This is a genomic window from Bacillota bacterium (assembly GCA_012518215.1).
Taxonomy (GTDB): Bacteria; Bacillota; Dethiobacteria; order DTU022; family PWGO01; genus JAAYSV01.
In genome coordinates, this window is record JAAYSV010000006.1 from 13,355 (window position 1) to 39,425 (window position 26,071).

Below are 26,071 nucleotides of genomic sequence, written 5' to 3' on the forward strand. Positions count from 1 at the left end.
CCCCTGTTTGTGTACGGATACGGAATGGGTGTTGTACATCCGATACGCCGTGGGGCGACCCGGCCTGCGGAGCCCGAAGTTTGAATGAACTTTAATTATCGGGCAATAGATGGTAATATATAATATAAAAAAAGCCTGAAAAAGGTGAAATAAGGCCAAAGGGGTTGTTGCGGTTGAGGATCATCAAAGAACGGACGATAGAGCAAGCCTGGAGGATGTCGATGTGGTCCTGCGCCCGATACGGGTACAGTTACAAGATCGAGAAAGGTAGCTACGAGGGACAGATACGAAAACAGCTCGATCACCTCGCTGTTGTCATTGAAAATCCGGGAATCAGGCCCCTGGCTGTTTCCATGCCAGAAAGTTCAAGCATTCCTGCACCCACATCCGAAGAGAAGATCCAGGCTTATTTTTATGAGTACCTGGCTACCGACACAAAAGGGGAGAAGGAAGACTACACCTATGGACAGTACATTTCCCGGCAGCTGGACAGGCTGATTTATTTGTTGAATGTTTCCGGGGGAGCCACCAACCAGGCTTGTATGAATATTGGTGATCAGGACAGTATCGAACTTGAGGACCCTCCCTGCCTGCGGGTGGTTGATTTTAAAATCGTCGAAGGCAGGCTTCTCATGTCCCTTTTCTTCAGGTCCTGGGATCTTTTTGCCGGTTTTCCGGAGAACATAGGGGGGTTGCAATTGTTGAAAGAATATATCCTGATGCAACTTTCCTTTCCAGCCGAGGACGGGCCGATAGTTGCTTATTCCTCGGGGGCTCACCTGTACGAACAGTATTTCCCCCTGGTAAATACGTTGAACATACATCAATGCTAATCTGGAAAAATCGAAGGAGAGGAACTTGTATTGGTAGACATAATGCCTCGGCCGGAGTACCCCCGCCCGGATTTTCAGAGAAAAACCTGGATGAATCTGAACGGCGAATGGGATTTTGCCTATGATCCCGGAGGAGTGGGTGAGAAGGAGAAGTGGTTCAACAGGACATCCTTGCCCGACAAAATCATCGTTCCCTTCCCGGTGGAGTCCGATGCCAGCGGAAAGTCCCGGGCGCATCCACCCCGTTTCCTCTGGTATCTAAAACGGTTTACCATGCCCCCGAAGATGAAGGGCAGACCAGCGCTGCTCCATTTCGGTGCAGTTGACTATCATGCCCGGTGCTGGATCAACGGGCATTTTGCAGGCGAGCACCGGGGGGGATACACTCCTTTCAGTTTTGATATCACCTCTTTCCTGAACGAAGGGGAGAATGTCCTGGTGGTCAAGGCCGAGGATTCTCGATCCATGTTCCAGGTGCGGGGCAAACAAAGTTTTCTCAAAAAAGACTTCATGATATTTTATCGGCCGGTCAGCGGGATATGGCAGACGGTCTGGCTGGAAAGCGTTGGTTCAACATATCTGGAAGAGGTTCTGCTCCTGCCCGACTACAGGAAGGAGAGCATGGTTTTCAAGATCAGGTTGAACCGGGACACCGGAGCACGGATATTGATCAGGGTAGTCGATCCGGAGGGAGGCAGATCTGCTTCCGTGGAGACAGAACTCGAAGGAGTCCAAAGTTCGTTGAGCATCGCCTTGAAGAAAATATTTCCCTGGTCCCCGGACAAGCCAGATCTGTACAGGGTGTATTATACACTGAAAGGCCCGGATGGGGCAGTAAGCGACCAGGTTGAAAGTTATTTCGGGTGGAGGGAGATCAGTATCAAGGGCGACCGGATCTTCCTTAACGGCCGCCCTCTTTATCAGAAACTTCTCCTCAACCAGGGTTATTACCCGGGGGGGCATTATACGGCCACTGATGATCAGGTGTTGCGGCGAGATGTTGAAATGGTCAAGGAAATGGGCTACAACGGGATCCGCATTCATCAGAAGATAGAGGATAAAAGGCTGCTTTACTGGTGCGACACTCTCGGCCTTCTGACCTGGGCGGAGATGCCCTCATTCTATCTACCATCCAGGGCCAGCAGGAAGGGCCTCTTTGAAGAATGGAAACAATTCATGAGGCGGGATTTCAACCATCCCTGCATCATTGCCTGGGTTCCTTTCAACGAAACCTGGGGGGTTATGGATCTGTTCTGGAAAAAAAGCACACGCCTCTTCATAAAGAAAGTGGTTGCATTTACCCGCAACTTTGATCGCACACGCCCGGTGATCGACAATAGCGGTTTCGATCATGTGGATTCGGATATTGTCGATATCCATCTTTATCCTCTGGTCGCGCCTTCGGCGAAGAGATTTCAACAGATGTTCAAGCGTTACCGTTCAGGAAAAAATATGGAATACGGGCTGTTGGGGCATCTCTACAACCTCCTGTTTCCCTGGATCCCGATTGTAAAAAGGCCCCTTGCGCCGGGAGCCAGATACAGTGGCCAACCTATCATGATCAGCGAATACGGCGGGTTCGGTTTTTATCGAAGCAAGAAAGGCAAGGGATTGGAAGAAAATCTTCGTGATTACACCCGGGCGATCATGGAAGAGGATTGGGTCTGTGGGTATTGTTATACACAGCAGTACGATACATACCAGGAACGCAATGGATTGATTACCTTCGAGCGGAATTACAAGCTGTCTCCCGAAATAACAAGAAATATCAACCTTCCCCGGTAGTTCCTTCAGTATATATTGCAAAGATGCTAACTGGAATGCTTCGTTTCTTTTTTTTCTGCACGGCGGCTAAACAGGTAATACAACACCGGTATGAAGACCAGCAGCAGCAAAGTGCCGCCGGTCTGGCCGCCGATGATGGCAATAGCCATCGGGGCCTGGATCTGGCTTCCCTGCCCCATGCCGAAAGCAAGCGGCAGAAGTCCCAGGATGGTAGTCAGGGTGGTCATCAGGATCGGTCTCAGGCGAGCCACCGCACCTTCGACAATGGCTTCTTTCAGGGGCAATTTGTGAATCTGACGCAGCTGATTGATGAAATCAACCATGATGATGCCGCTGTTTACAAAAACTCCCGAGAGGACAATGGCCCCGATCATGGCCGGGACACTTACGCTGTTCCGGGTGATGAGAAGGGCCAGAATGGCACCTGTATAGGCCAGCGGAAGACTCAATATGATGATAAAAGGATAGAGAACAGATTCAAACTGCGCGGCCATGACGAAATATACCAGCAACGCGGCAACAATGAAGACCAGTTCCAGTTCACCGAAAGCTTCCTCCATTATCTTGGCGGTACCCGAAGGTTCAATCTTGTAGCCGGGCGGGATATCGATTTCTTCAAGGGCGTTCAGGGCCTCATCCTGCGCTGTGCCAAAATCAAGGCCCCGGTATTGGGCCTGTACCTGACCGATAATGTGTTTGTTCTTGCGGGGGATACTGAGCGGCCCGAAAGATTCCTCGAGAGTGGCTACATCTTCAAGCCGTACGTGAGATCCAGTCATGGTCTGCACGCTGATTTTCTCAAGTTCTTCCGTGGTGGAAAGTTCATCTTCCTTGTAGCCGACGATCAAACTGTACAGATTGTCATCTATTTCCAGATTGGTTACCGTTACACCCTGGATTGCCTGCCGTATGGCCATGGCAATCTGGAAGGTGGTAATCCCATTTTCGAGGGCTTTCTCCTGATCGATATTGATATGAATTTCGGGGCGGTTCTCTTCCATCAAGGATTTGACGTCGGTGAGAGTGGGCAAAGCCCCCAGTTTTTCGGCTACCACCGCTGAAAGGTCCTTCACCTTTTCCAGGGATTCTCCCTCGATGTCAAGCTCCAATCCCACTTCCATGCCGGATGCTTCGAGGAGCGTTTCCCTGGTAAAGATCAGTTCTGCTTCCGGCAATATCTTTGCCGTCTGTTTTCGTATCCGGGCAATCAGGTTATCTATATCCCTGAATGAATCCTGGTTCAGGCGAACTTTGATCCGGGCTTGATTGGTCATCCCGGATTCCATGGCCATCCCCAGGAAACCAGCATCACCGACCCGGGCAGAGAAAGAATCGATCTGATCGTACTGCTCGAGTATCTGTTCCACCTCTTTTACATAATCATCCGTATGATGCATCGGTGTACCGGGTGGCAGGGTGATATCTATGGAAAATGATGGCTCCTCCGGAATGGGAAAGAGGTCGGTGCCCAGCGACGGGTAAAACATCACTCCGAGCAGAAAAAAGAGGACCCCTCCGACAGCCACGGGCCACCTGTATTTGATGGCCCTGTCCATGATGCGGCGGTAAAATGGCAAACGTGGCGGGGCAGCTTCCATATCCTTGCCTGTTCCCAGAAGGATGGAAGCCAGAAGGGGGACGACGGTCAGGGCGATCACCAGTGAGGCCAGCAGGGCACAGGCTACCGTGACGGCGAATTCGGTGAACAGTTCACCGGCTATTCCGCTAAGAAACACCACGGGAAAGAAGACACATATGGTCGTGAGGGTGGAGGCAAATATGGCTCCAAAAACCTCGTTGCTGCCCTTGACGGCAGCATCCCTCGGTGTTGCCCCGAGCTGAAAATGACGATAGATATTTTCACTGACCACGATCGAGTTGTCAACGAGCATCCCGGCGGACAGGGCCAACCCTCCCAGGGTCATCAGGTTGATGGTCATCTTCGTGAAATAGAGAATGGAAAAAGTGAAGATGACGGCTGTGGGGATGGAAAGCCCGATGATCAAGGCGGTACGCCAATTTTTTAAAAAGAGCATGAGTATGACGATGGCCAGCAAGGCGCCTCCAAGAAGTGTCCACCCCAGATCCTTGAGTGCCATCTCTATTTCGCGTCCCTGGTCAAGCGGGAAGGCATAGGAGATCTCTTTCCCATCGGAAGCGAATTCATCTTTTATCTCATCAAGAACCTTGCGGACTTCACGGGCCACGGCCACGGTATTGGCGTCTCCCTCCTTCTGGAGGATAAGACTGATGCCCGGTTGCCGATTTATCCTCGTTATGGTGCTTTGGGGGTGTTTGGCGATTCCGATATCGCCTATCGACCCGAGATATATGGGAATCAGGGGGAGATCCCCCTCGAACATCTGGGTTTGATCGGCCATGCCTGCCTGGGTAAGGATGTAAGTCAAGGCAAGTTCGGCCAGGGAATCTTCGATTTTTCGTGATGCATGATCGAGCTCCCTGGTAACCCCCGCCTTGATCTGTTCCATCCACAATTCATAATCCGGGACCCTGCTGACAACCAGGTTCCCGATCTGCTCCTCGTCAATGTTCTTCAGGTAATCATCCTGAATCGGTATGATTATCTGTCCCTGATCCAGTTCTTCGGGGGGGAGAAGGTCATCGGCGGGTTCCCAGGGCAGATATTCTCTCCATTCCGGGGGGAGAAGATCGACCAGAGTGTCGGTAGAAACCGTATCGTCCTGCTGGTCAGGTGCAAGTGTGATAGATACATAATTGCGATCTTTATCTATGTGAATATCTTCGACCATGTCTTTCAGATAGATGGTTTCCATCGGAATATCTTCCGGTTTGAACTCCGGAAGGTCCATGGAAGATAGATGCTTGTTGAGGTCGATGTTGATTGATTTTCCTATAATATTTTTTAATTTCTCCTCGTCCATGTTGAACCCGACGACGATATTCCTGATCAAATCGATGTCCGGGGTTTTGCCCACGAATCGCAATCGGACATTGTGTTCGTCTATATCCTTGATGCCTGCCGGTATATCGAGTAGACTGGCTCTCAGAATATCCACGATCGTACTGAAGGATAGATTGTTCTCTTCCACCATTCTGGGAGAAAGGTGAACAAAAAGGTCCTGGTTGATTCCCCCCTCAACGCTGACGCTGGCAATACCCGGGACGGTGTCCAAACGGGGGGCAATGACTTCATGGGCCTGGTCGGTGAGTGCAATCAGATCCTCGCTTCCGCTTACCGAAACCTGCATGATAGGCATCATGGTCGGGTCGAATTCCAGTATTATGGGACGCTGGACGCCTTCCGGCAAGGTAAGCAGGTCCAGTCGTGCACCGATATCTTCCCTCAGTGCACTGACATTGGTACCCCATTTGAACTGGAGGACGATCAAGGAAAGGCTTTCCTGTGAAAAAGAATAAAGCGTGGTCAGACCGCTGGTGGTGGAGGCCATATCCTCGATTGGTTCTGTGACCAGGCTAAGAGTTTCCTGGGGGGCGCTTCCCGGAAAAAGGGTGATGACCGCAAGGACCGGGGGTTCTATATCTGGCAGAAGGCCGAGAGAAGCCTGGGACAATGAAACGATGCCGATAACCATGACAAGAAGTAGTATGGTGCATGTTGCAATCGGCCGTTCTACAGCCAGTTTTGCTAGATTCATTTTCTGGTCCTCATGGCTATACCTGCTTTTATCTAAAAAAATACAACACAAACATTTTAACATAACCGCATCTTGTTGGCCAAATAATATTTATCGCCGGACCGCGGCAGTGAAGCCATTACTGCGAAAAACCCTCCGGCCAATGGCTTGAACCGGATCCTGATCGGAAAAGATTTTGAACTGGAAAAAGTCTGGGAATAGGAAGATAATTGTTGAAAATAATAACAATATCGCTCTTTGTCTTTACTTTGCTACCCCTGTTTCTTATACTAATGATAATGATCAGCATCTATAATATAAATATGGGGAGACATATTGAGAGGGTGGTTGTACAGTTATGGTAACTGCTATCTTGATCGGTGCAGGTGACAGGGGAAGCGGTGTATACGGACAGTGGGCACTGAAAAATAAAAAAAGAATAAGATTTGTAGCGGTTGCCGAGCCAAGGCCCGTCAGGCGTGAAAAGTTTGCTGCGGCGCATGGCATCGGCCCTGAAAAATGTTTCGAATCCTGGGAAGATATCCTGGAGCAGGAAAAAATGGCTGACATATGTTTTGTCGCCACCCAGGATCAGATGCATACAGCTCCGGTATTGAAGGCGCTGGGGCTTGGGTATCACGTCATGGTTGAGAAACCCATGGCCACGACACCGGAAGAATGTTACCGGATGATCAATATTGCTGAACAGTCTGGCAAGCAGTTGTGGGTTGCCCATGTCCTGCGCTATACACCATTCTTTTCCACGATTAAAAGAGTAGTTGAAGAAGGCCGGATCGGAAGAATTACAAACATAAACCATAGTGAAAATGTTTCCTACTGGCACTTTGCACATTCCTACGTGAGAGGCAACTGGAGCCGAACCGAAGAGTCGAGTCCCATGATTCTGGCCAAAACCTGTCATGACCTGGACATCATCCACTGGCTTGTTGGTTCCCCGGTGAAAAAGCTGAGCTCTTTTGGTGGACTGAATTTCTACCGGAAAGAGAATGCGCCGGAAAATGCTGCCCTTCGTTGCCTCGATAATTGTGCGCTCAAAGATAACTGTCAATGGTACGCCCCGCGTCTCTATGGCAGGGCCGAACCCTTGTTGCAGGTAGGTTTGCGATCCCGATATTTTTACAAGAGACTCGTGGCCAGGATTGCCCTGGACTGCCCCTTTATCATGAAATTTGCCAGCATGATCTACCGTCCTTTGAAGACACTCGTGGAATGGGACATGTGGCCGGCTTCTGTTATTACTGATGACTTTTCGAAAGAGGGCAAGGAGCGGGCTTTGAAAGAAGGGCCCTACGGACGTTGCGTTTTCCATTGCGACAACGATGTATGCGATAACCAGATCGTCAGCATGGAATTCGAAAATGATGTAAAAGCGACTTTGACCGTTCATGGCTTTGCTTCTTCGGAGGGGCGATGGATCAGAATTGAAGGAACCAAGGGCACCTTGCTGGGGAAATTCACGGCCGAAAACCAGGAAATTGCGACTTATGATCATCATAACGTGAGAAAGAGGGTTTTGATGAAAACCGATCTGTCCCTGTCGGGGCATCTGGGCGGGGATGACGGCATAATGAAGTCTCTGGTTAAATTTCTGGAAGAGGAAAAAAACAACAAGGTTTCCAAGGTGCTTACGTCTGCAAAAGCATCCCTGGAAAGCCATCTCATGGCTTTTGCGGCAGAAATATCGCGGCAAAAAGATAAAATAGTGTTGATGGATGAGCTGAGGGAATACAGCGATGGTGCCGAGCGCGGGTTTGCTGTTTGAGATGCCTGAAAGGGGCATTTTATATTTTGATGATGGGGGTCTGGTTCATGAAAAAGGAGTATCATGGAGTTATGGTCGAGTGTATCAAGGGTGATATAGTGAAGCAGAAAGATATGGAGGCGATTGTCAATGCAGCCAATGCACGCCTTTTGCCTGGAGGCGGCGTGGCCGGGGCGATTCATCGGGCGGCAGGGCCGGGCCTCAAGGAAGAATGTGTACCACTTGGGCCGATCAAGCCCGGTGAGGCTGTGATAACCGGCGCTCACAATCTTCCCAATAAATATGTCATACATACCCTCGGGCCGGTTTATGGCGTTGATAAACCCGAGGATGAAATCTTGAGGAACTGCTACCGCAATTCTTTGCAGATTGCGGAAGACAGGAAGATCTCCTCGGTGGCTTTTCCGGCAATCTCCACGGGTATTTTTGGCTATCCGGTGGCCGAGGCAGCTGCAGTTGCCTTGAACCTGGTGGCCAGAATGGCCAGGGATCTGCAGCATGTCAAAGAAGTTCGCTTCGTGCTTCACAGTGATGCAGACCTGGCTGTTCACGAGAAGGCAATGCCCGCTTCAAACCCTGCATGAATGGAAAAGGAAACAGGCTGAACATGGCTCCTGTTCTCTACCGTTCGGATTCGGTCGAGTTGAAAAAAGAGGCCTCCTTCAAAGGAGGCCTCTTCGTATCTTTTTTCCGGGATCCGGATTATCCCCGATCCCATTTTCCTTCCCCGCGCAGGATCTCGACGATTTTTTTGGCTTCTTCCTTCAACAAAAGATAATCTGTCTTGGCCACCCTGTTCAATGGGAACTGCCCCGTTTCCACTATTTCCACATGAGAGGGCCTTGAATAGGAAGATATATCCTGACATGCTTCCAGAACCTCTTCGGGTGAAACGCTTACCCCTTCCAGCGGCTCCACGAAAGCAATGATCCCTTCAGAAAAGATGGCATGCTCTGCGCCTAGTACAGCGACCATATTGATCTTTTCTTTCAACTTCTTGATGATGTGGCGTTCAACATCGTCGGGATAAACCTGATAGCCCTTGGGTTTGATCACCATCTTGGATCTTCCGGAGAAATGCAGTCCTTCTTCGTCATAATACCCCAGATCTCCGGTATAACAGATTCCATCCCTGGATATGGTCTTTTCCGTATTCTCGGGATCATTCAGATAGCCCAGGAAGATCTGGGGGCCGCTGAAGCATATTTCTCCCACTTCGCCGGGGGGTTTTTCTTTGCCGGCATTGCCATCCCTGTCCATGGGGTCGCGGATGCTGATGGGGCATAGTGGCATATCGTAGCCGATACTGCGGCAGATTTCATCCACATCGGCATTGACATCGGTATAGGTGCAGAAGCCGGACGTTTCGGTAAGACCCAATCCGGTTCCGATTCTCGGCGCCATCGCTTTCATCTTGACCAGAAACTCCCGCGAAACAGCCTGGCCACCATAGATGGCAAAGCGTAAACTGGAGAGATCGTAGGAGTCATATTCAGGTAAAAGCCATTCCATGTTGAAGAGGGCGGGTATCTGCCCGATGCAAGTTACCTTGTGTTCTTGAATAGCCTCCAGGCTCAACTTGGGATCGAAGATATGCAAGATCACCTGGGTGCCACCGCCAAAGATGGTTGTAGCCAGTTGCTCGGTCGTACACCCGACATGGGACGGTGGAAGATTGACGAGAAATCTGTCTTCTTCCACGAGTTCAAAGGCTACCGCCAGGCCGATATTTTGTGTCAATATGCCTTCGTGGCAGAGCACTGCCGGTTTGGGTGAACCGGTCGATCCGGTGGTGAAGATGATGATGCACCCATCTCTCTTTTTAACTTTGGCTTTTGCCTTTTTCACACTACGCGTGAAAAGGCTCTTGATATAAACTTTCTTGATATCCTTGACAAATTCCGAGATGCCCTGAGCATTATCCATGACCAGCTCGGGTTCTGTCTGGAATTGTATCCAGTGGCGCACGTAAGGGGCTGACTTCATCACCTTGGCAATCATGGGCCTGAAATCGGCAACGGGTGTTTTGCCCAGAAAAAAGTAGGCTTTGGGCTTCAACTTTTCAAGGCAGTACTTGATTTCAAGTTCTTTCAGCCTCAGGTCCAGCGGGGCAATGATTACCCCGATACGGAAACAGGCGTACATAAGATACATATGTTCCTTCAACAGAGGTAAACTTGTAGCGATGATATCTCCTTTTTGCAGGCCTATGGAGAGGAGCTTGGCTGCAAATGCCGATACAGAAGTGTTGAATTCCTTCCAGGTGACTTTTTCACCGGTGTTATGTTCGATTATGGCCAACCCTTTGGGCTTTTCCCTGGCGTATTTTTCAACATAGTCAGCCAGATTGGGGAGAAGGTTCCGGTACATTTCCTTGGTCAATTGATCCTTGGCAGGGTCTTTCATTGCTTTATTTACACCTCCGTTTTCTGTGGAATCAGCAAGCAGAATGAAAGTTTACCATAATTATAAATGTTAAAATTATTATATTATAGATAGAAATATTAATCAATAGAGTTGTATGCAACCAGGGAAAGCAATATGGGCATTATCGCCACAGCAGATATAATTCCAGTTTGTATGAACCGGTAAACCTTTACAAATAATTGGCAATATCAGGTAATGGGGCATGGATTGATTGAAGGAATCTTTTAAGGTATATTGTATTACATTTATTTTGATGGTAATATCCAACTATGACAAAAGAACCATGAGAGAAATGTTGTGTTTTGAAAAGAACAGAATTGAAAGGATCGGTGATCGATGATGGGTACTGTAAAGATTGTTCTGGGGGTACTGGTAGTTGTTCTCCTGATATTCTTGATATTTACCTACAATGGTCTGGTGAGGTTGCGGCAAAGACTGAGAAATGCCTGGTCGCAGGTGGAGGTCCAGTTGAAACGTCGTTATGATTTGATTCCCAACCTGGTCAACTCGGTCAAGGGGTATGCCGCTCATGAAAAATCAACTTTTGAAGAAATTGCCCGGGTTCGGAATCAGGCTATTGCAGCCAAGACTGTAAAAGAACAATCGCAGGCAGAAACAATGTTGTCCGGCGCCTTGCGCAGCCTCTTTGCAGTAGCCGAGGCGTATCCGGAACTCAAGGCCAATGCCAATTTCATGCAATTGCAGGAGGAACTGACCAACACGGAAAGCAAAATAGCTTTTTCTCGTCAATTTTACAATGACACGGTGCAGAAATTGAACACGAGGATCGAGTTATTCCCTACCAACCTTGTAGCCGGCATGCTGGGATTCGGGCCGGCTGATTATTTCACATTGCAGGATGAGCCAGGAGCCCGCGAGCCGGTGGAGGTAAAATTCTAAAAGGGAGCATCAACTTGTTTAAACATCCTTTTTCAACTCGCATCATCTTGAGTTTCCTTTGCGCAATTTTGCTGTTGGCGATTTTCTTGCCGCGGACCGCGGAAGCCCGCAGTTTGAGGATGAATGAGTTGGTTTTTGAAGCTGAAATTTTTCCGGACGGTTCGATCTCGGTTATCGGGTAAATAACCTGGTAAAGGTTCACAATGATGTGGCCGGGTTCTACCGTAAATTTGTTGGAGAGAAATTGCCTTTGCCTTGTTGAAACGGAGGAGATAATTGCCAGGGTGGATTGCATCTCACCGATCTGGTGGTCGGTATTCGGATTCGGCTGATTGTTCAACATTGCAGGATGAACCAGGAGCCCGCGAGCCGATGGAGATAAAATTATAAAGGGGAGGAATCAACTTGTCTAAACGTCCTTTTTCAACACACATCATCTTGAGTTTCCTTTGCGCAATTTTGCTGTCGGCGATTTTCTTGCCGCAGACCGCGGAAGCCCGCAGTTTAAGGATGAATGAGTTGGTTTATGAAGCTGAACTTTTACCGGACGGTTCGATGTCGGTTACCGAGCGGATCACTGTCACTTTCAACGGCACCTATGAAGGATATTTTGTATCCATTCCCCTGGACTCCACCACCATAAGTGATATCACGGTCGCCGAGGAGGGGGTCGCATACAGTTTCAATCCGGGGGAAGATTATGGGCCACCAGGCACCTTTCTTGTCAAGCAGGATTCCAATGAAATGCTTGTCGATTGGAGTATCGATGCTACCGATGAGCAACGTACTTTCGACCTCAGTTATCGGGTGAATAACCTGGTAAAGGTGCACAATGATGTGGCCGAGTTCTACCGTAAATTTGTTGGAGAGAAGAACGAACAGAAAATTGAAAGGGTGGTTGTCCGGCTGCTGCTTCCGCCGGGAGCTGAAAATTTCACGCCGGGGACGGATATACGGATCTGGGGGCATGGTCCCCTGCACGGCGATGTTGATTTTGGAGGACCGCGCGAGGTGATCTGGCAAATATCGGATATGCCGGCCGGCGAATTTCTGGAAGGGCGTCTGACCATGCCCGTGCAGCTTTTCCCGGAGACCCCCGCGGCCATGAAAACGGACCGGGATGCCCTGGCCTCGATTCTGGAAGAAGAGGAAGAATGGGCTGCCAAAGCCAATCTCGGCCGTTCGTGGGCGCGTCTGGAAATTGTTGCTGCCGTGATACTCGCCCTGCTAACCATAGCTGCTCTCATATGGTTATGGTTCAGATATGGCAAGAGGCACAGACCCGAATTTCAGGGGGATTATTACAGGGAACTACCCGCCGATTATCCCCCGGCGGTGATGTCAGTTCTTTGGAACTGGGGCAAGGTGAAGACGCACGATGTTACGGCCACCCTTATGGATCTGGCCCGGCGCGGTTTTATTTATATCGAGCAGCAGATGTATGAAAAAAAGAGATTGTTGGGAAACAAAAATATCGTTACCTACCTGCTGACGCTGCAAAATGAAAAATACGAAAGAGAAAAAGATGGGCTGCAACCACATGAACGTAAATTGATCGACTATTTTTTTACAACCATTTCGAAGGATAACCGCACGTTATATCTGTATGATATCGAGCAATTTTCCCGAAAGCGCAGCCGCGAATTCTACTATAGTTTCTGGGTGCAGTGGAGTGATTCCCTGTCCAGCAAAGGGGATCAATACAAATGGTTTGAAGGTATCCCCCAGAATGCCCGCTGGATACCGCTTGTAATCGGGATGGCATCCTTTGCCCTTGGTATGTTCCTGGTCAACAAAGATGTTTCCATTCTGGGGTGGACTGTATGTGCTTGCGCTATTCTGGTTGGTTTGCTCCCCCTCTTTTTCAAGCGGCGTTCCCGGGCGGCCAGCGAGGATTTCAGCAAATGGAAGGCGTTCCGCAAATTCCTGCTGCATTTTTCCGAAATGCAACGTCATGAAATACCCAGTCTGATTATCTGGGAACACTATCTGGTCTATGCTGTAAGCCTGGGGGTAGCCAGGGAAGTGATGAAACAACTGGAGATCGTCTTCCCCAATCTCCAGGATAGTGACTACCGCTTCGGGCAGCACTGGTATTACGGAACAGCTACCGCAGGGATGATCAGCCTGGGCGACAATTTTGAAAAAATTGGCCAGAGCCTGCAACAGTCCATAAGAGCCGCGGAAAGGACAGTGCGGGCTGCTGAAAGCAGATCCTCGAGCGGTTCGGGTGGCGGCGGTGGGTTCTCCGGCGGTGGCGGGGGAGGTTCCGGAGGAGGCAGCTACGGTGGCCGTTGATTTTCTGCCAGTTACCGGGTCAAAAGGAGGGCACCCGTGCCGCACGTGATGTGAAAACAGCGATGGGCGGAAAGGGCAATTCCGGCTGCCTACGTATTGCTTTCCCTGATAAATTCATCTTTCTTTTTGTCTTGCAGATAATAGAGTTCATGGGATTTTGCCTTCTTTTCCCGTTCCCATAATTCGTAACCCCTTTCCTGGCAACGGGAGCAGGCATACAGTGGAATGCTGATTCCCAGAATCCGGTGGTCCCGGGGGCGGGCGCCGAGGCTTCGCGAGGAAACCTTGTAAATGCCGGGGCAGTCTGCACAGCAATATACAGATTCCTGTTGTTGTTCCCGGATACCGTCGGTGTCGTAATAGATCTGGCGGTTGTTTCTGTAGATTTTATCTGCGGGGAACAGTTCCTCCCTGTCAGGGGCTTGCCGGGCAAGTTTCTCCTGCCAGTAGCCTATCATATCCTTGATATATGCCGTAACCCGGGTGCTTTGCTCGAAATTTTGCTTGCGATATTCGGGTTCTATTACATGGTTGTAGTCCTGGCCGGCCAGGGCCAGTATGATGGCCAGATTGACGTAGGGAAGGGCTGTTTCGATCGCGTATCCGCCTTCCAGAACGGCCAGATCGGGATTCAATTCCTCGGTGAGCCGGGCATAACCCTGGCTGGTGACTCGCATGTTGGCGAGGGGATCGGTAAAATGGTTGTCCTGCCCCGCGGAGTTGATAATCAACTCGGGGGCAAATTCTTTCAGCAGAGGGCGTATTATCTGCCGCCACACTTCAAGAAATCCCTCATCGGTAGTCTGGGGGGGCAGAGGGATATTGATGTTCTTCAAAAAAGCCCCCGGCCCTCCGGCCTCATCGACGAAACCCGATCCGGGATAGAGCGTTCTGCCATCCTGATGCAGGGAGATAAAGAGCACGTCGGGATCATGATAGAAAATATCCTGTGTACCATCGCCGTGATGAACATCGGTGTCAACCACGGCAATTTTTTTCAGGCCGTATTTATGGCGTAGATACTCGACGAGGATGGCTTCATTGTTGATGTTGCAGAATCCCCGGTTGCCAAAAGCAACGCGCATGGCATGATGCCCCGGGGGGCGTACCAGGGAGAAACCGTTTCTTATCTCTCGATTCATCAGGGCATCGCCCAGCTTCAAGGCACTGCCGGCAGAGATAAAGTGGGCATTGGTTGCCTGCGCTTCGGTGTCGGGAACACAGAAATGAACCCTGTCAATATCTTTTTTCTCGGCCAGGCGGGGTGTATATTCAGTTATATTCAGATGGTCCAGAACCCCTTCCTCGAAGATCTGATCCCTGGTGTAAAGAAGACGTTCTTCCCGCTCCGGATGAGTGGGCGAGATGGCCCAATCAAAAGCCGGAAAAAAAATCAGCCCTGTTTTATTCATGTGATTTCACCGCCTCCTCGACAAACCCCCTGATCCCCGGAACGGTCTGCAATCCGATCTGGAAGATCTTTCCCGTGGTAGCCCAGCCACGGACAATATTGAAACATTCCTCATAGGTAAATTCTGTTGCACTTTCGGGCAGATTCCATTCTTTTGCTGTCTTGTCAAAAAGGTCCTGAACAATTTTTCTGGCGTCCATGATATTTGACGGCGGGCGGTCGAGAGCCCCCTGTAGACCGCCGATATTCGTGGAATAGGATTTTCTTTCTGTGTCGGCGAAATAATCCAATTTCATGGTCGGTCTGGCCATCGCTGCACCTATGGCATTGGCGGTGGAATGGTAAGGGGGGACAATTACCTCCCGGTTTTTTTTCAGGGCCAGGTATTGGCCTATACCGGCTGCCGGCCCACCTATACAGATAATCTTGTGTGGGTGTTTTTTCTGCGCTGACAGAACCTGCCAGATGCGGTAGGCAGGTTCTTCCTCCCATATTTTGAACATCTCTTCCAACTTTGTTTTCAGCTTGTCGGTAAAAAGTTCAAGAACCTGTGCGCAAAAGTCAAGCGGCTCCGTATCCAGGGAAGCAGCCATCATCTCCATCTCTTTTTTTATCGGTTCCGAAGAAGGAAAATCGCTGTACCCGATGTGGACAAGAGCGTCTGTAACCGTGAGGCGGGGACCCCCGGCGCAGAGGGCGGGACCTTCCCTCTTCCCCAGGCATATGGCGCCATCTTTTATGCGGAGGGAGCTATCTCCGCCGATGGACAGGGAGGCCACGGCCAGGGAGCGTAAAGGAATGGGATGGCCCTTGATAAAAGTGCCCCTTTCCGCCAGCAATGGTTTGCCATCCAGAAGCAATGCCATATCGGTTGTTGTACCTCCGATATCCATTACCACGGCGGTGATCCGTTCTCCGGTAGTAGCCAGAGCACCCAATGTGCTGGCAGCCGGTCCGGAGAAGATCGTTTCCAGGGGATAGCGCAGCGATACGTCAAGGGGCAATGTACCTCCATCGGCTTTCAATATCGAAAGAGGGCAATCAAGTTTTAGCTGCTGGAGTGTGGATGTTATTTTATCCTGAAAATCCTGACAAGCTTCCCCGGTTGCCAGGGTGTAATATGCGCCGTTTGCCCTGCATACCCAGTTCAGCAAACCGCTTGCCCGGTGACTGGCCATCACTTCAAATGCAGGAAAATGTTTGCGGATGAAGTTAACGACCTCGAGCTCCAGGGAAGGATTCCTCTGGCTGAACTTGCATGCGACAACCATGTGTCCGATCTGTTTCTGTTGAAAATATGAACAAGCCTCCATGATTTCGGAGGAATCCACGGGTTCAATAACCCTGCCCCTGTAGTCGACAGATCCTTGCAGTATTCTGGTTTCTGCGGCAAAAGGAAGGTGGTGAGGGTTTGCACCGGGGCCGGGCAACAGAAGCAACCCGGTCTCGGGCAGGTTGCCCTGCAAGATCAAATTGGTGATAAGTGTGGTGCTTAAATTGACCTGGTCTATTTCCTGCGGTTTGACACCGATCAGTATTTCTTCCAGAGCGTTGTGTATCGAGATGGACAGATCCACCCCGGTCTCAACTTTGACCGATTTTATTATTTTCTGCCCATCAACAAGCACTCCGTCGGTAAAGGTTCCCCCGATATCGATGCCGATAAACATTTTGTTCCCCCGCGATATTGTTCTGCCTTATTTCCAACCATCTGGAAATGACCGGCAGCCTTTTTAAGAGATGGTGCAGCGATCCGGATGTTGTCATTCATGCAGGCGATGATTATCAGAACAGAAAGGACCTGCAACCGTCTTTTCACTACGTCATCGTATCATGCTGGCAAACAGAATGTCAATTTGTGGAGATGGGCTACATCATTTTGTCTCCCTTCCGTAACAAGAGTTACCTTCCCTGGATCGTTGCTAAAATTTCCTGCATGGTGGTTCCAGGATATTTTCACCATGCCAAAAAAGGATTTTGGCTTGGAAAACAATAAGTATATAGTTGGTGTCTGTTGCTTGACCCTGTTAGTTTTGCGAGATGGGAAGGTGGAGAAATGGAGGGGAAGGAACTCGATGTTTCCCGGGAGTATATTGCCCTCATGGAACAACTATCATCCCTGAAAACCGAACTTTCCAAACTTATTTCTGACCACGATTTTTTGATCAACACGGTCAAGCCCAATCTGGAAATGAAGTATCATATCTGTATCGGGAAGGAACAGTACCGCCTGTACCTGGTCAGGAATGAAACGTTGAGAATACGTCGCAAAATAGAAATGATCCAGGCTTCCTTGAATCGGGGAGAGGTTCCCGATCTGCAGAAGATAGAACAGAAACTGGACATCGAGCTGCAAAAATGGAAAGAAGAAGTCCTTGAGTTGCAGCGCAAAATAAAAGAAGCTCAAGAACGGGAAAAATTGTCCTGTCTATCTCCCGACGATTCCCGGGAACTCAGAAAGTTGTACCGGGAACTGGTCAAGAGGTTGCATCCCGACATCAACAAGAACCTTCCTGACAACTTGAAATACATATGGGCACGGGTTCTTGAAGCTTACAAAAACAGCGATCTGGAAGAATTGCAGGTGCTGGCGTCGTTTTTGCCGGAACAGGAAGAATCTGCTGCCGGTGCCTCTACAATGGAGCAGCTGTCCGCGGATATCGACAACCTTCGCGGGAAAATCGAGAGACTTCTGAAGACCCTTGCTACCATGCGGGATGAATTTCCATTCAACATGGAAAAAAAACTGGGGGATCCGGATTGGGTTGAAAAGGAGCAGAGAATGATTCGGAAAGAACTGAAAAGATATCAACTGCAGAAACAGACTTACAGTGCTTTTCTGGAGGACCTATTGAAACCCGATATTGACAAAAAAATTCATTGAGGGTGAACAGGCATGAGCCAGGAACTGGTCCCTTCCGACCGGGAAATGTGGCGTTTCATACAAAAATATTTTGACGGCGACACATCAATTGCTCCTTATGTACAGGAGATCTTTTTGATGGATTCCCATATTGCCGGAACCAGTCATCTGAGCCTTGAGGAAATCGAACCGGATCTTGAACCGGGCGACCCCCTGTTATTTCGCCGGGAACCGGATAATGAATATGACAGTCTGGCCATTGTTATCTTCGACAGGAAGGAAAGAAAATTGGGTTACCTCCCCCGGGAGAAGAATGAGGTGCTGGCGCGCATGATGGATGCCGGGAAAATGCTTTTTGGCAAACTTGAATCCAAGGAATGGAAAGGCAAGTGGCTGAAGATCAAGATCAGGATATTTTTGAGGGATCTCTGAAACAAAGCAGAAAATTTGCGATACACCCCAAAAATAATTGTTGAATTGTCAGCCTTTCATTCCCGTTCGGCCGCCAACCTGTTCGGGGCAGATCGTCATGTCCGGAACCTGGGATTTGAAATGGAATAAAAGGGACCGACATCTTTCTTCCGGGATCCTGTTCCAAAACAGGTAGAAACCACAAGGTATCGTACCATTACCCAACGGGGAAAAACATTTGTATTATTTGCGTTTTGCTCAAGGAGGGGATTCTTTATCGCCAGCTTACATATAATGATTTATGAATGAATGCTTTGATTCGGGGAGTGGCAGAATAAAGTTTTCCATTCAAAAAAGAGGTGGTTTTTCTGATAGAGGTGAACGTAAAGATGGTTGCCATGGACCGGGATCACAACTATATAGTTTTGTTGGCCGATAAAGAAGAGAAACTGATGCTTCCCATATGGATCGGGCCATATGAAGCCAGAGCCATCGCCATGCCCCTCGAGAACGAACGCCCACCCAGGCCCATGTCACACGATTTGATCAAATTGTGCTGTGAAAAAATGGAGGGCAAAATTGAAAAAGTGGTTATTACCGATATAACGCCACAGGGAACATACTACGCCGAGATATATCTTGCTTACGATGATGACCGCAAGATTATTGATTCAAGGCCCAGCGATGCCATTGCCCTGGCGCTGCGTTCGGATGCCCCGATCTACATCATGATGAAGTTGGTTGAGTTCACGCTTGACCCCCAGAACATTATCTTCGAAAGACCCGACGAAGAGGAATGCCATTGAAAAAATCCCCGGTTTCACCCGCTGTCCGTTTATTTTTTTCAAACATGCACTCCCAATTTTAACTGAAAAGAGCAGGAAACCATCAATTGGATGGAGAAATTAGCTATTACAGTTGATTGTTGCCGCGAGGGAACACGGGGGAAACAAGAAATGCAGATTGAAAATATCTTTGTGGTCGGTGCAGGCCAGATGGGGAGTGGGATTGCCCAGGTCAGTTCACAGGCCGGTTGCAGGGTTTGCATGCATGATGTGGCAGGCGCTTCCTTGAAACAAGGCATGGACAATATTGCCCGCAGCCTTGATCATCTACTTTCCAGGGGAAGAATCTCGGAGAAGGAACGGGAAGAAATATTTTCCCGGATAGACACGAGCTCTGATCTTGAACGAGCCGAAGATGCGGATTATGTTATCGAGGCAGCGACAGAAAATCTGGGAACCAAAAGTAAAATTTTCTCCCGGTTGGACAAAATTTGCCCTTCGCATACGATACTGGCTACCAACACATCTTCCTTGCCAATCACGGAGATTGCCGCGTCTACCAATCGGCCTGACAGAGTTGTCGGGATGCATTTCATGAATCCTGTACCTGTGATGAAACTTGTTGAAATTATCAGCGGCCATTTGACGGAAGATACGGTAATAGATATTACCGTGAATCTTGCCGTGAAGATGGGCAAGACTCCAGTAGTTGTAAATGATTACCCCGGTTTTGTTTCCAACCGGGTATTGATGCCGATGATCAATGAAGCCATTTTCTGTGTATATGAAGGCATAGCTTCGCCGGAGGGGGTTGATCAGGTTATGAGATTGGGCATGAATCACCCCATGGGGCCGCTGGAGCTTGCTGATCTGATCGGGCTGGATACCTGCCTGGCCATCATGGATGTGCTTCACGAGGGTTTTGGGGATCCCAGATATCGTCCTTGCCCCCTGTTGCGCCGTTACGTTAAAGCCGGGCTACTGGGAAGGAAAACGGGAAAAGGATTTTATCGGTACGATTGAATTTTGCTCCAAACAGTTCTCTTCAAGAACCCGGGCAGTTGAAGTATAATGAGTTGTAATATTTGCTATTTTGAACACAAATCTATCCATTCAAGCATTGGTAAAGAGGTGATAAGGTGTTTGATACAATTATTGTTGGAGGGGGTATAACCGGGCTTCAGCTTGGGGCACTGCTATCCCATGATGGTGAAAAAGTACTGATTCTGGAAAAAGGGAGCAGAACGGGAGGAAGAGCGGTCGTCCAGAAGAGAAAGGGTTTTATTGTCGATTATGGGGTTCACCTGATCAGGTTCGGCCCTCAAAGCGCAATATCAAAAACCTGCCGGCAGTTGGGTCATGAGATAGAATACGCTTCATTGGGAACATCCTGGGTTATGGATGCGGATGGCAAAACCAAAGTTTTTCCCACCGGGCCCAGAGCCTTCCTTACTACCAGACTGTTCAGCATCGGTGAAAAGTTCAGGATAATCAGGATGATGGGTAAAATCAGAAATGATGATCATACGCATCTACTGGATAAAAGTGTCAAGGAATGGATGGATGAGAATGATATCTCCGGAGGTTTGAGACGCTATTTTCACATGGTCAGTGCCTCGATAATGGTCTGTCCGTTTATCGAAAAAGCTTCGGCTGGTGAGATGCTCATCAACATGCAAAAGGTATTGCAGACCGGCATATCCGTCATGTATCCGAAAGGTGGATGGAAGCCGATAATGGAACTTTTGCAAAACAAAGTCAAGGAGCGTGGGGAGATACGCCTGAAATCCACCGTGGAGAAGATCAAGGTCAAGGACGGCAAGGCGGTGGGTGTTTTTGTGGATGGCAAGCTTCATGAAGCCAGAAAAGTTGTAATTTCAATCCCTTCCCATCAGTTGTCAAAGCTTCTGCCGGGCAGGGTTGATGATGACTACATTCAAAAATGCAAGAACAATCGCCCCACTGCCGGAATAGTGTTAGATTACGGTTTGAAACACTCCATATCGAATATCGATGGACTATGTTATCTCTACAATCCGATGTCATTCGGTTTTTTCACTTCAAACGTGGAGCCATCGCTGGCACCGGAAGGCAAACAATTGTTTACCTGGTTGCAGCCTCTGCCCGAAAACAAGATAAAAGACAGGCCCTGGGCCAAGAAGAGGGAGGCTGAACTGGAAAAGGCACTTTTCAAATTCTTTCCGAAACTGGAGAAGGCCATAGAATGGCGCAGAATTCTGTTTCTGCCGGTTGTCGATGGTACCGAAGTAAACATTGAACAGACCGAAGACAAAAGGCCTTCCGCCATGGTTCCCGGCGTGGGGAATCTGTATCTGGTAGGGGATTCGGTAGCAGCACCCGGCGCTGGCGGGGATGTGGGGCATGAATCCGTACATGTTACCTACGAAGCAATTCGGAATGGCCACCGAGATTGACACGGAAGGGAGGTATTGGATCTTGCCGACGATATTCTTTTATGGTCCCGAACTGGACAAAGAAAAAAAGAAAGAGATGATCAGTTCCTTTACCCAAACAGCCAGCAAGCTGACAGGCATTGCTGAATCCGCTTTTGTCGTTTATTTGAGACCAAGCGGCCCGGAAAGTGTAGGTGTTGGCGGGGAACTGCTCGAGGAACTTCAGAAAAGGCAGAAGTAAATTCATTTCAACATCTATTGCCAGGGGCGGCTCCCAACATGGCCGCCCCTTTATTTTTGGCCCCGGGCATGAATATAATGCCAGGCCGCAAATGCTTGACCGCATATGCAAAAGAGGTATAATCATTACTATGTTCATTATGAGCGATGTAACAAATAATAAATAACAAGGAGGTGGCATCATGGTCCACGATGGTGGAAATTATTTGGATAATGACAGGAGCCCAACAGACGATCAGTCCGATGACAACGGTGGAATGTCTTACAGGCGTGGGAATATCATTACAACTGTCTTGCTGATAATATTGATTGTCGGCGCATTGATTGTAAACCTGGTTTTTTTCCAGCGTAGCCATGTCGCCGTGATGGTAAACGGAGAAAAAATTACCAAGGACGAACTCCTTGAAAATATGATTGAAGGCGGCGGTGAAACTATCGTCGAAAGCCTGATCAATGAAAAGTTGATTTTTCAGGAAGCCAGGAAGCTGAAAATTACCGTTGATGAAGGGGAAATCGAGAAAAAAATTGATGAGATAGTTTCACAATTTGGTTCCGAGGAAGAATTTTACCAATTGTTGGAGGAATACGGAGACACCATTGAAAATTTACAAAACAGATTCAGATCGCAGATCTTGCTTGAAAAAATAATTTTGGCGGATGAAGACATATCCGATCAGGATCTGGAAAAATATTTTCAAGAAAACCGTTCCATGTTCGATGTCCTGTCCGAGGTTCAGGCCCGGCATATTCTGGTTGAAACAAAGAGTGAAGCGGAAGATGTGATTGCCCGTCTGGCGCAAGGGGAAGCTTTTGCGGATCTTGCCCGCGAGCTTTCCCTGGACATGTTTACCCGGGAAGATGGAGGGAAACTTGAACCATTGTTCAAACCGGTCAACGAGGAAGCGGAAGATACTCTGGTGGAGGCTGCCTTTGCATTGGAAAAAGGTGAATACAGCGCACCGGTTGAAACGGGAGAAGGGTTCCATGTCATTGAAGTTCTTGATAAAAAAGAAGGACGTGCTGTTAAATTCAGCGAGGTAAGGGATGATGTGCGTGAGGAATACCAGAACAGTATAATCGATTCCAAAGCGCAACAATTGATCGAACGGCTACGTGAGGAAGCCAAAATAAAGATCATGTACGAAAAATGATTCGTGTAGGGAGAAACCCGGCAGCAATGCCGGGTTTTTTTGTCGTTTCTTGCTGTTCCGAACATCCCGGGCATGACAAAAAGATGAAATACGGGAACGGATACAATTATAATATCGATAAGAGGAACAGGAAGATCGTTCAAAACGTAGAACCAAGTATCACATGGACAAAATATTGGTAAACCATATGGAAAGGAAGGTGACCCCCCAGACACCCCGGATATCGGGGATCTATTTTTTGTAGGTACGCAGGGAAAACGGCATTATATCGATATTAACAAGGAGGTCAGAAAATGCCTATCGATCTTTCAGTTGTTGGCAAGGAATTGCAACCCTTGGAATATACATATACATCCAAAGACACGATTCTGTATGCACTGGGTGTCGGTGCCGGAGAAGAACCGGATGAGCTGAAATTCGTATATGAAAATGAATTGCTGGCTCTGCCCACCTTCGGGGTAATTCCGCCTTTTCCGGCATTGTTGGGTCTGGCTGCCGTGGATGGCGTGGATATCAATCTGGCGATGTTGCTCCACGGAGAACAGTATCTGGAAGTTCTGAAACACCCGATACCGGTTGAAGGGAGGCTTACCTCGAAGCCCAAAATTTCAGCTGTTTTTGACAAGGGGAAAAGTGCGCTGGTTGAACTTGATGCCGTAACCGTGAATGAGAAGAATGAAGACATTTTCTTTAACAGGTTTGGTGTGGTTATTCGTGGGGAAGGAGGGTTTGGCGGTGAAAGGGGCCCCGATGCAGGAAACGAACCTCCAGCCCGTGAGCCGGATAGGGTGGTGAAAATGAAAACTTTACCCCAACAAGCTTTGATATACAGATTGTCGGGTGATTACAACCCCTTGCATGCGGATCCTGCTTTTGCAGCCATGGCCATGTTCGATCGGCCGATCTTGCACGGACTGTGTTCATTTGGTTTTGCAGGGAGGGCGGTGCTGCGGGAATATGCCGATAATGATCCGACGATGTTCAAATCCATAAAGGTTCGTTTCTCCAGGCCTGTTTACCCCGGTGATACGATTGTAACCGAAATGTGGAAGGAATCGGAAGAGAAAATAGTTTTTCGCTGCAAGACCGGGGAAAGGGAGGAGTATGTTCTTACCAATGGCGCGGTGACGCTAAACATTTGAAATGCCATGGAATGTTCCCGGCCGATTGTTGCAGTGCCATTTTTATAAAAAGTTTCTGACCGGTAGTCGGATCAAAATAATTGTAACAGGCAAAGTTATGTAGTATTATTGTTAGTAGTATCTGAATGTTTTATGAATATCTTGTGCACTATCATTCGGGATGGAGAGAGTGTCATGGTTGAAAATGGCAAGAACCTGGACCAGGGCAATGAGGATGTAAACACCGACGGTTTGGCCGAGATCAGCGATGGTGAAATCCGGGTTACCAATCCCCGTGGGCAGGGAAAAGCGGTACTTTTGATTCCTGCAGAGGGTGCTGAAGTCATGGTCAACGGGGAGGCAGTGAAAGAGAAGCAGTATGTGTACACCGAAGACAAGATCAAAGTCAATCTGGTAGAAGAAATTATTCCCCCCAAAATAGAAATAACCATTTCCCGGGATGGCATGACTGCCGAGGCAAAGGTAACTCCGGAGATGAAGATCACTCATGAGTTGCTGGATCAACCATCCTTGAATATCTTGAAGGTCTCCACGGCCAGAATTGAAACTGTCACCAGGGGCATCACGCGTGAAGAGATCATGGAAGCATTGGAAGAAGAGCAGGTGGTCTTTGGCATTGACGCGGATATTGTCCTGGAACTTTCCGAAGCATGGGAAACCATTACCAGGACAGTAGCCATAGGAGACCCGATGGAAGCAGGCAAAGACGGATATGTTGAATATCTGGTCAAAACTGAAAAAGAACTCGTTTCCTACAAGGAAAATGAGGCCAGGGTCGATTATCGTGAGCGCTACAATATTCCCCAGGTCAATGAAGGAGATGTCCTGGCGACCATCCATCCCCCCGAAGAGGGAATACCCGGCCGCAAGGTCACCGGTGAGGAGATTCCGCCCCCTCCGGTCAAGGAAGCGGTGGTGAACTGCAAGGAGGGGGCTGCCCTGAGTGCGGATCGTGCCCAGGTGATTGCGACCGGCAAGGGACGCCCCATAGTCAAGAAGGGCCGCGAAGATCTGATCTATATTGAAAAGTTCTATGTCCACTACAATGATGTCAACATGGAAAGCGGAAATGTCAAATTCCAGGGGCATTTGAAAGTGGAGGGATCGGTGGACGAAGGTATGACCGTTTTTGCGGACGGGGATGTCGTGATCACCAGGAATACCGCCGGAGCGAGGATAATTGGTGGGGGCAATGTAAATATTTTCGGAAACTGTATCAATTGCCAGGTTCGCGCCGGAGGGCTGCAACTGCTCTGTCAGGAATTGGCCGAAATACTGGAATTCACGAGGGTCTCCCTGGAAATTGCCGTGGAAAACCTCGATCAGGTTACCGCTGCCCTGAAACAAAGGGGAGACTTTCCCCAGGAAAAGTTCCCGTACGTATTGAACACTTTGCTGAAATCGAAGTTCCCGGAAGTGAACGAGTTCATGGAAAGGATCAGAAAACTGCTTGTGGAAAAAAAGGAATTTCTTCCTCCTTCGAACGCCATGGAACGGATTGAAGAACTTCTGTCTTTTTTCCTTGATGATGGATGGGAACAGGCCAAAAATGAAAAATATCTGAAGAAGATGTACCGCCTGGTCGACGAAACCCTGATAATTATTTTGGCCATTGCCGAGGCTGAATCGGACATAAATGTTCAATATGTTCAGAACAGCAAACTGGAATGCACGGGTAGCATTGCAGTGGAGGGTGCCGGGGCTTACAATTCCTCCTTTCTCTGCGGCGGTGGGGTAGTCATCAAGAGGGTATTCAGGGGAGGAAATATAGAGGCTGGCGGTGATGTTGTCATCGGGGAACTTGGTAGCCCGGGAACTTCCGTATCACATGGCCTGGTGCATGTACCCGAGAATAACAGCATCAAACTGGGGAAGGTGCACGAAGGATCCAGGATAAGGATCGGCGAGCGTATCTATCGTCTCGATTCCACGTATTCGAATATAAAAGTGTACCTTGACATTCCCGAAGACAAGGTCAGGGTTACTTACTGGAGATGACAGAAGTCAGGAA

At 48.8% G+C, this 26,071-nt stretch carries 19 protein-coding genes; 15 read left to right on the plus strand and 4 right to left on the minus strand.

What is annotated here, in order from left to right:
• Positions 1–173 precede the first annotated feature (173 nt).
• Both GX364_00450 and GX364_00455 read left to right on the plus strand, forming a co-directional pair.
• The gene (locus GX364_00450; GenBank protein ID NLI69322.1) at positions 174–833 is read left to right on the plus strand and encodes a thymidylate synthase; all 660 of its coding nucleotides are present in this window, start codon (positions 174–176) and stop codon (positions 831–833) included.
• Between the two features lie 90 nt (positions 834–923).
• On the plus strand, positions 924–2,618 hold the full coding sequence (locus GX364_00455) for a hypothetical protein (GenBank protein ID NLI69323.1): 1,695 nt from the start codon (positions 924–926) through the stop codon (positions 2,616–2,618).
• A 26-nt stretch (positions 2,619–2,644) separates the two neighbouring features.
• On the opposite strand, the gene GX364_00460 is transcribed toward GX364_00455, so the two are convergent.
• Positions 2,645–6,256: an efflux RND transporter permease subunit gene (locus GX364_00460; protein ID NLI69324.1), complete on the minus strand. Its 3,612-nt coding sequence runs from the start codon at positions 6,254–6,256 to the stop codon at positions 2,645–2,647.
• Positions 6,257–6,593: 337 nt separating this feature from the next.
• On the opposite strand from GX364_00460, the gene GX364_00465 reads away from it, so the two are divergent.
• Entirely contained in the window at positions 6,594–8,018 is a 1,425-nt protein-coding gene (locus GX364_00465) for a Gfo/Idh/MocA family oxidoreductase (GenBank protein NLI69325.1), read from the plus strand.
• A gap of 47 nt (positions 8,019–8,065) precedes the next feature.
• Positions 8,066–8,602, plus strand: coding sequence for a macro domain-containing protein (locus tag GX364_00470; GenBank protein ID NLI69326.1), 537 nt, complete (start codon positions 8,066–8,068; stop codon positions 8,600–8,602).
• 118 nt (positions 8,603–8,720) lie between these two features.
• Here GX364_00470 and GX364_00475 read toward each other — a convergent pair whose 3' ends face one another.
• On the minus strand, positions 8,721–10,424 hold the full coding sequence (locus GX364_00475; protein NLI69327.1) for an acyl--CoA ligase: 1,704 nt from the start codon (positions 10,422–10,424) through the stop codon (positions 8,721–8,723).
• Between the two features lie 360 nt (positions 10,425–10,784).
• Here GX364_00475 and GX364_00480 point away from each other — a divergent pair, with 360 nt between their 5' ends.
• Together GX364_00480 and GX364_00485 are read left to right on the plus strand one after the other, a co-directional pair.
• Positions 10,785–11,345 (plus strand): LemA family protein, encoded by a 561-nt coding sequence (locus GX364_00480; GenBank protein ID NLI69328.1) that lies wholly within the window; start codon positions 10,785–10,787, stop codon positions 11,343–11,345.
• A gap of 519 nt (positions 11,346–11,864) precedes the next feature.
• On the plus strand, positions 11,865–13,643 hold the full coding sequence (locus GX364_00485; GenBank protein NLI69329.1) for a DUF2207 domain-containing protein: 1,779 nt from the start codon (positions 11,865–11,867) through the stop codon (positions 13,641–13,643).
• Positions 13,644–13,732: 89 nt separating this feature from the next.
• Here GX364_00485 and GX364_00490 read toward each other — a convergent pair whose 3' ends face one another.
• On the minus strand, positions 13,733–15,055 hold the full coding sequence (locus tag GX364_00490) for a histone deacetylase (GenBank protein NLI69330.1): 1,323 nt from the start codon (positions 15,053–15,055) through the stop codon (positions 13,733–13,735).
• Positions 15,048–16,724 (minus strand): hydantoinase/oxoprolinase family protein, encoded by a 1,677-nt coding sequence (locus tag GX364_00495; GenBank protein ID NLI69331.1) that lies wholly within the window; start codon positions 16,722–16,724, stop codon positions 15,048–15,050. Before GX364_00495 ends, GX364_00490 begins: the two co-directional genes overlap by 8 nt.
• Positions 16,725–17,110: 386 nt before the next feature.
• Between GX364_00495 and GX364_00500 the strand changes: the two genes are divergently transcribed.
• From GX364_00500 to GX364_00540, 9 genes are all read left to right on the plus strand, one after another.
• A complete protein-coding gene (locus GX364_00500; protein NLI69332.1) occupies positions 17,111–17,938 on the plus strand; it encodes a hypothetical protein in 828 nt (275 codons plus the stop codon).
• Positions 17,939–17,950: 12 nt separating this feature from the next.
• Positions 17,951–18,349: a restriction endonuclease gene (locus tag GX364_00505; protein ID NLI69333.1), complete on the plus strand. Its 399-nt coding sequence runs from the start codon at positions 17,951–17,953 to the stop codon at positions 18,347–18,349.
• 347 nt (positions 18,350–18,696) lie between these two features.
• Positions 18,697–19,134 carry a bifunctional nuclease family protein gene (locus GX364_00510; protein NLI69334.1) on the plus strand — a complete coding sequence of 146 codons (438 nt, stop codon included), beginning with the start codon at positions 18,697–18,699 and terminating at the stop codon, positions 19,132–19,134.
• Positions 19,135–19,284: 150 nt separating this feature from the next.
• The gene (locus GX364_00515) at positions 19,285–20,136 is read left to right on the plus strand and encodes a 3-hydroxybutyryl-CoA dehydrogenase (GenBank protein NLI69335.1); all 852 of its coding nucleotides are present in this window, start codon (positions 19,285–19,287) and stop codon (positions 20,134–20,136) included.
• A 116-nt stretch (positions 20,137–20,252) separates the two neighbouring features.
• Positions 20,253–21,548, plus strand: a complete 1,296-nt coding sequence (locus GX364_00520; protein ID NLI69336.1) for an NAD(P)/FAD-dependent oxidoreductase — start codon at positions 20,253–20,255, stop codon at positions 21,546–21,548.
• A 22-nt stretch (positions 21,549–21,570) separates the two neighbouring features.
• The gene (locus GX364_00525) at positions 21,571–21,768 is read left to right on the plus strand and encodes a 4-oxalocrotonate tautomerase (GenBank protein NLI69337.1); all 198 of its coding nucleotides are present in this window, start codon (positions 21,571–21,573) and stop codon (positions 21,766–21,768) included.
• Positions 21,769–21,949: 181 nt separating this feature from the next.
• Positions 21,950–22,918, plus strand: coding sequence for a hypothetical protein (locus GX364_00530; protein NLI69338.1), 969 nt, complete (start codon positions 21,950–21,952; stop codon positions 22,916–22,918).
• A 293-nt stretch (positions 22,919–23,211) separates the two neighbouring features.
• The gene (locus GX364_00535; protein ID NLI69339.1) at positions 23,212–24,060 is read left to right on the plus strand and encodes a hypothetical protein; all 849 of its coding nucleotides are present in this window, start codon (positions 23,212–23,214) and stop codon (positions 24,058–24,060) included.
• A 174-nt stretch (positions 24,061–24,234) separates the two neighbouring features.
• Positions 24,235–26,058, plus strand: a complete 1,824-nt coding sequence (locus tag GX364_00540; GenBank protein ID NLI69340.1) for a DUF342 domain-containing protein — start codon at positions 24,235–24,237, stop codon at positions 26,056–26,058.
• Positions 26,059–26,071 lie beyond the last annotated feature (13 nt).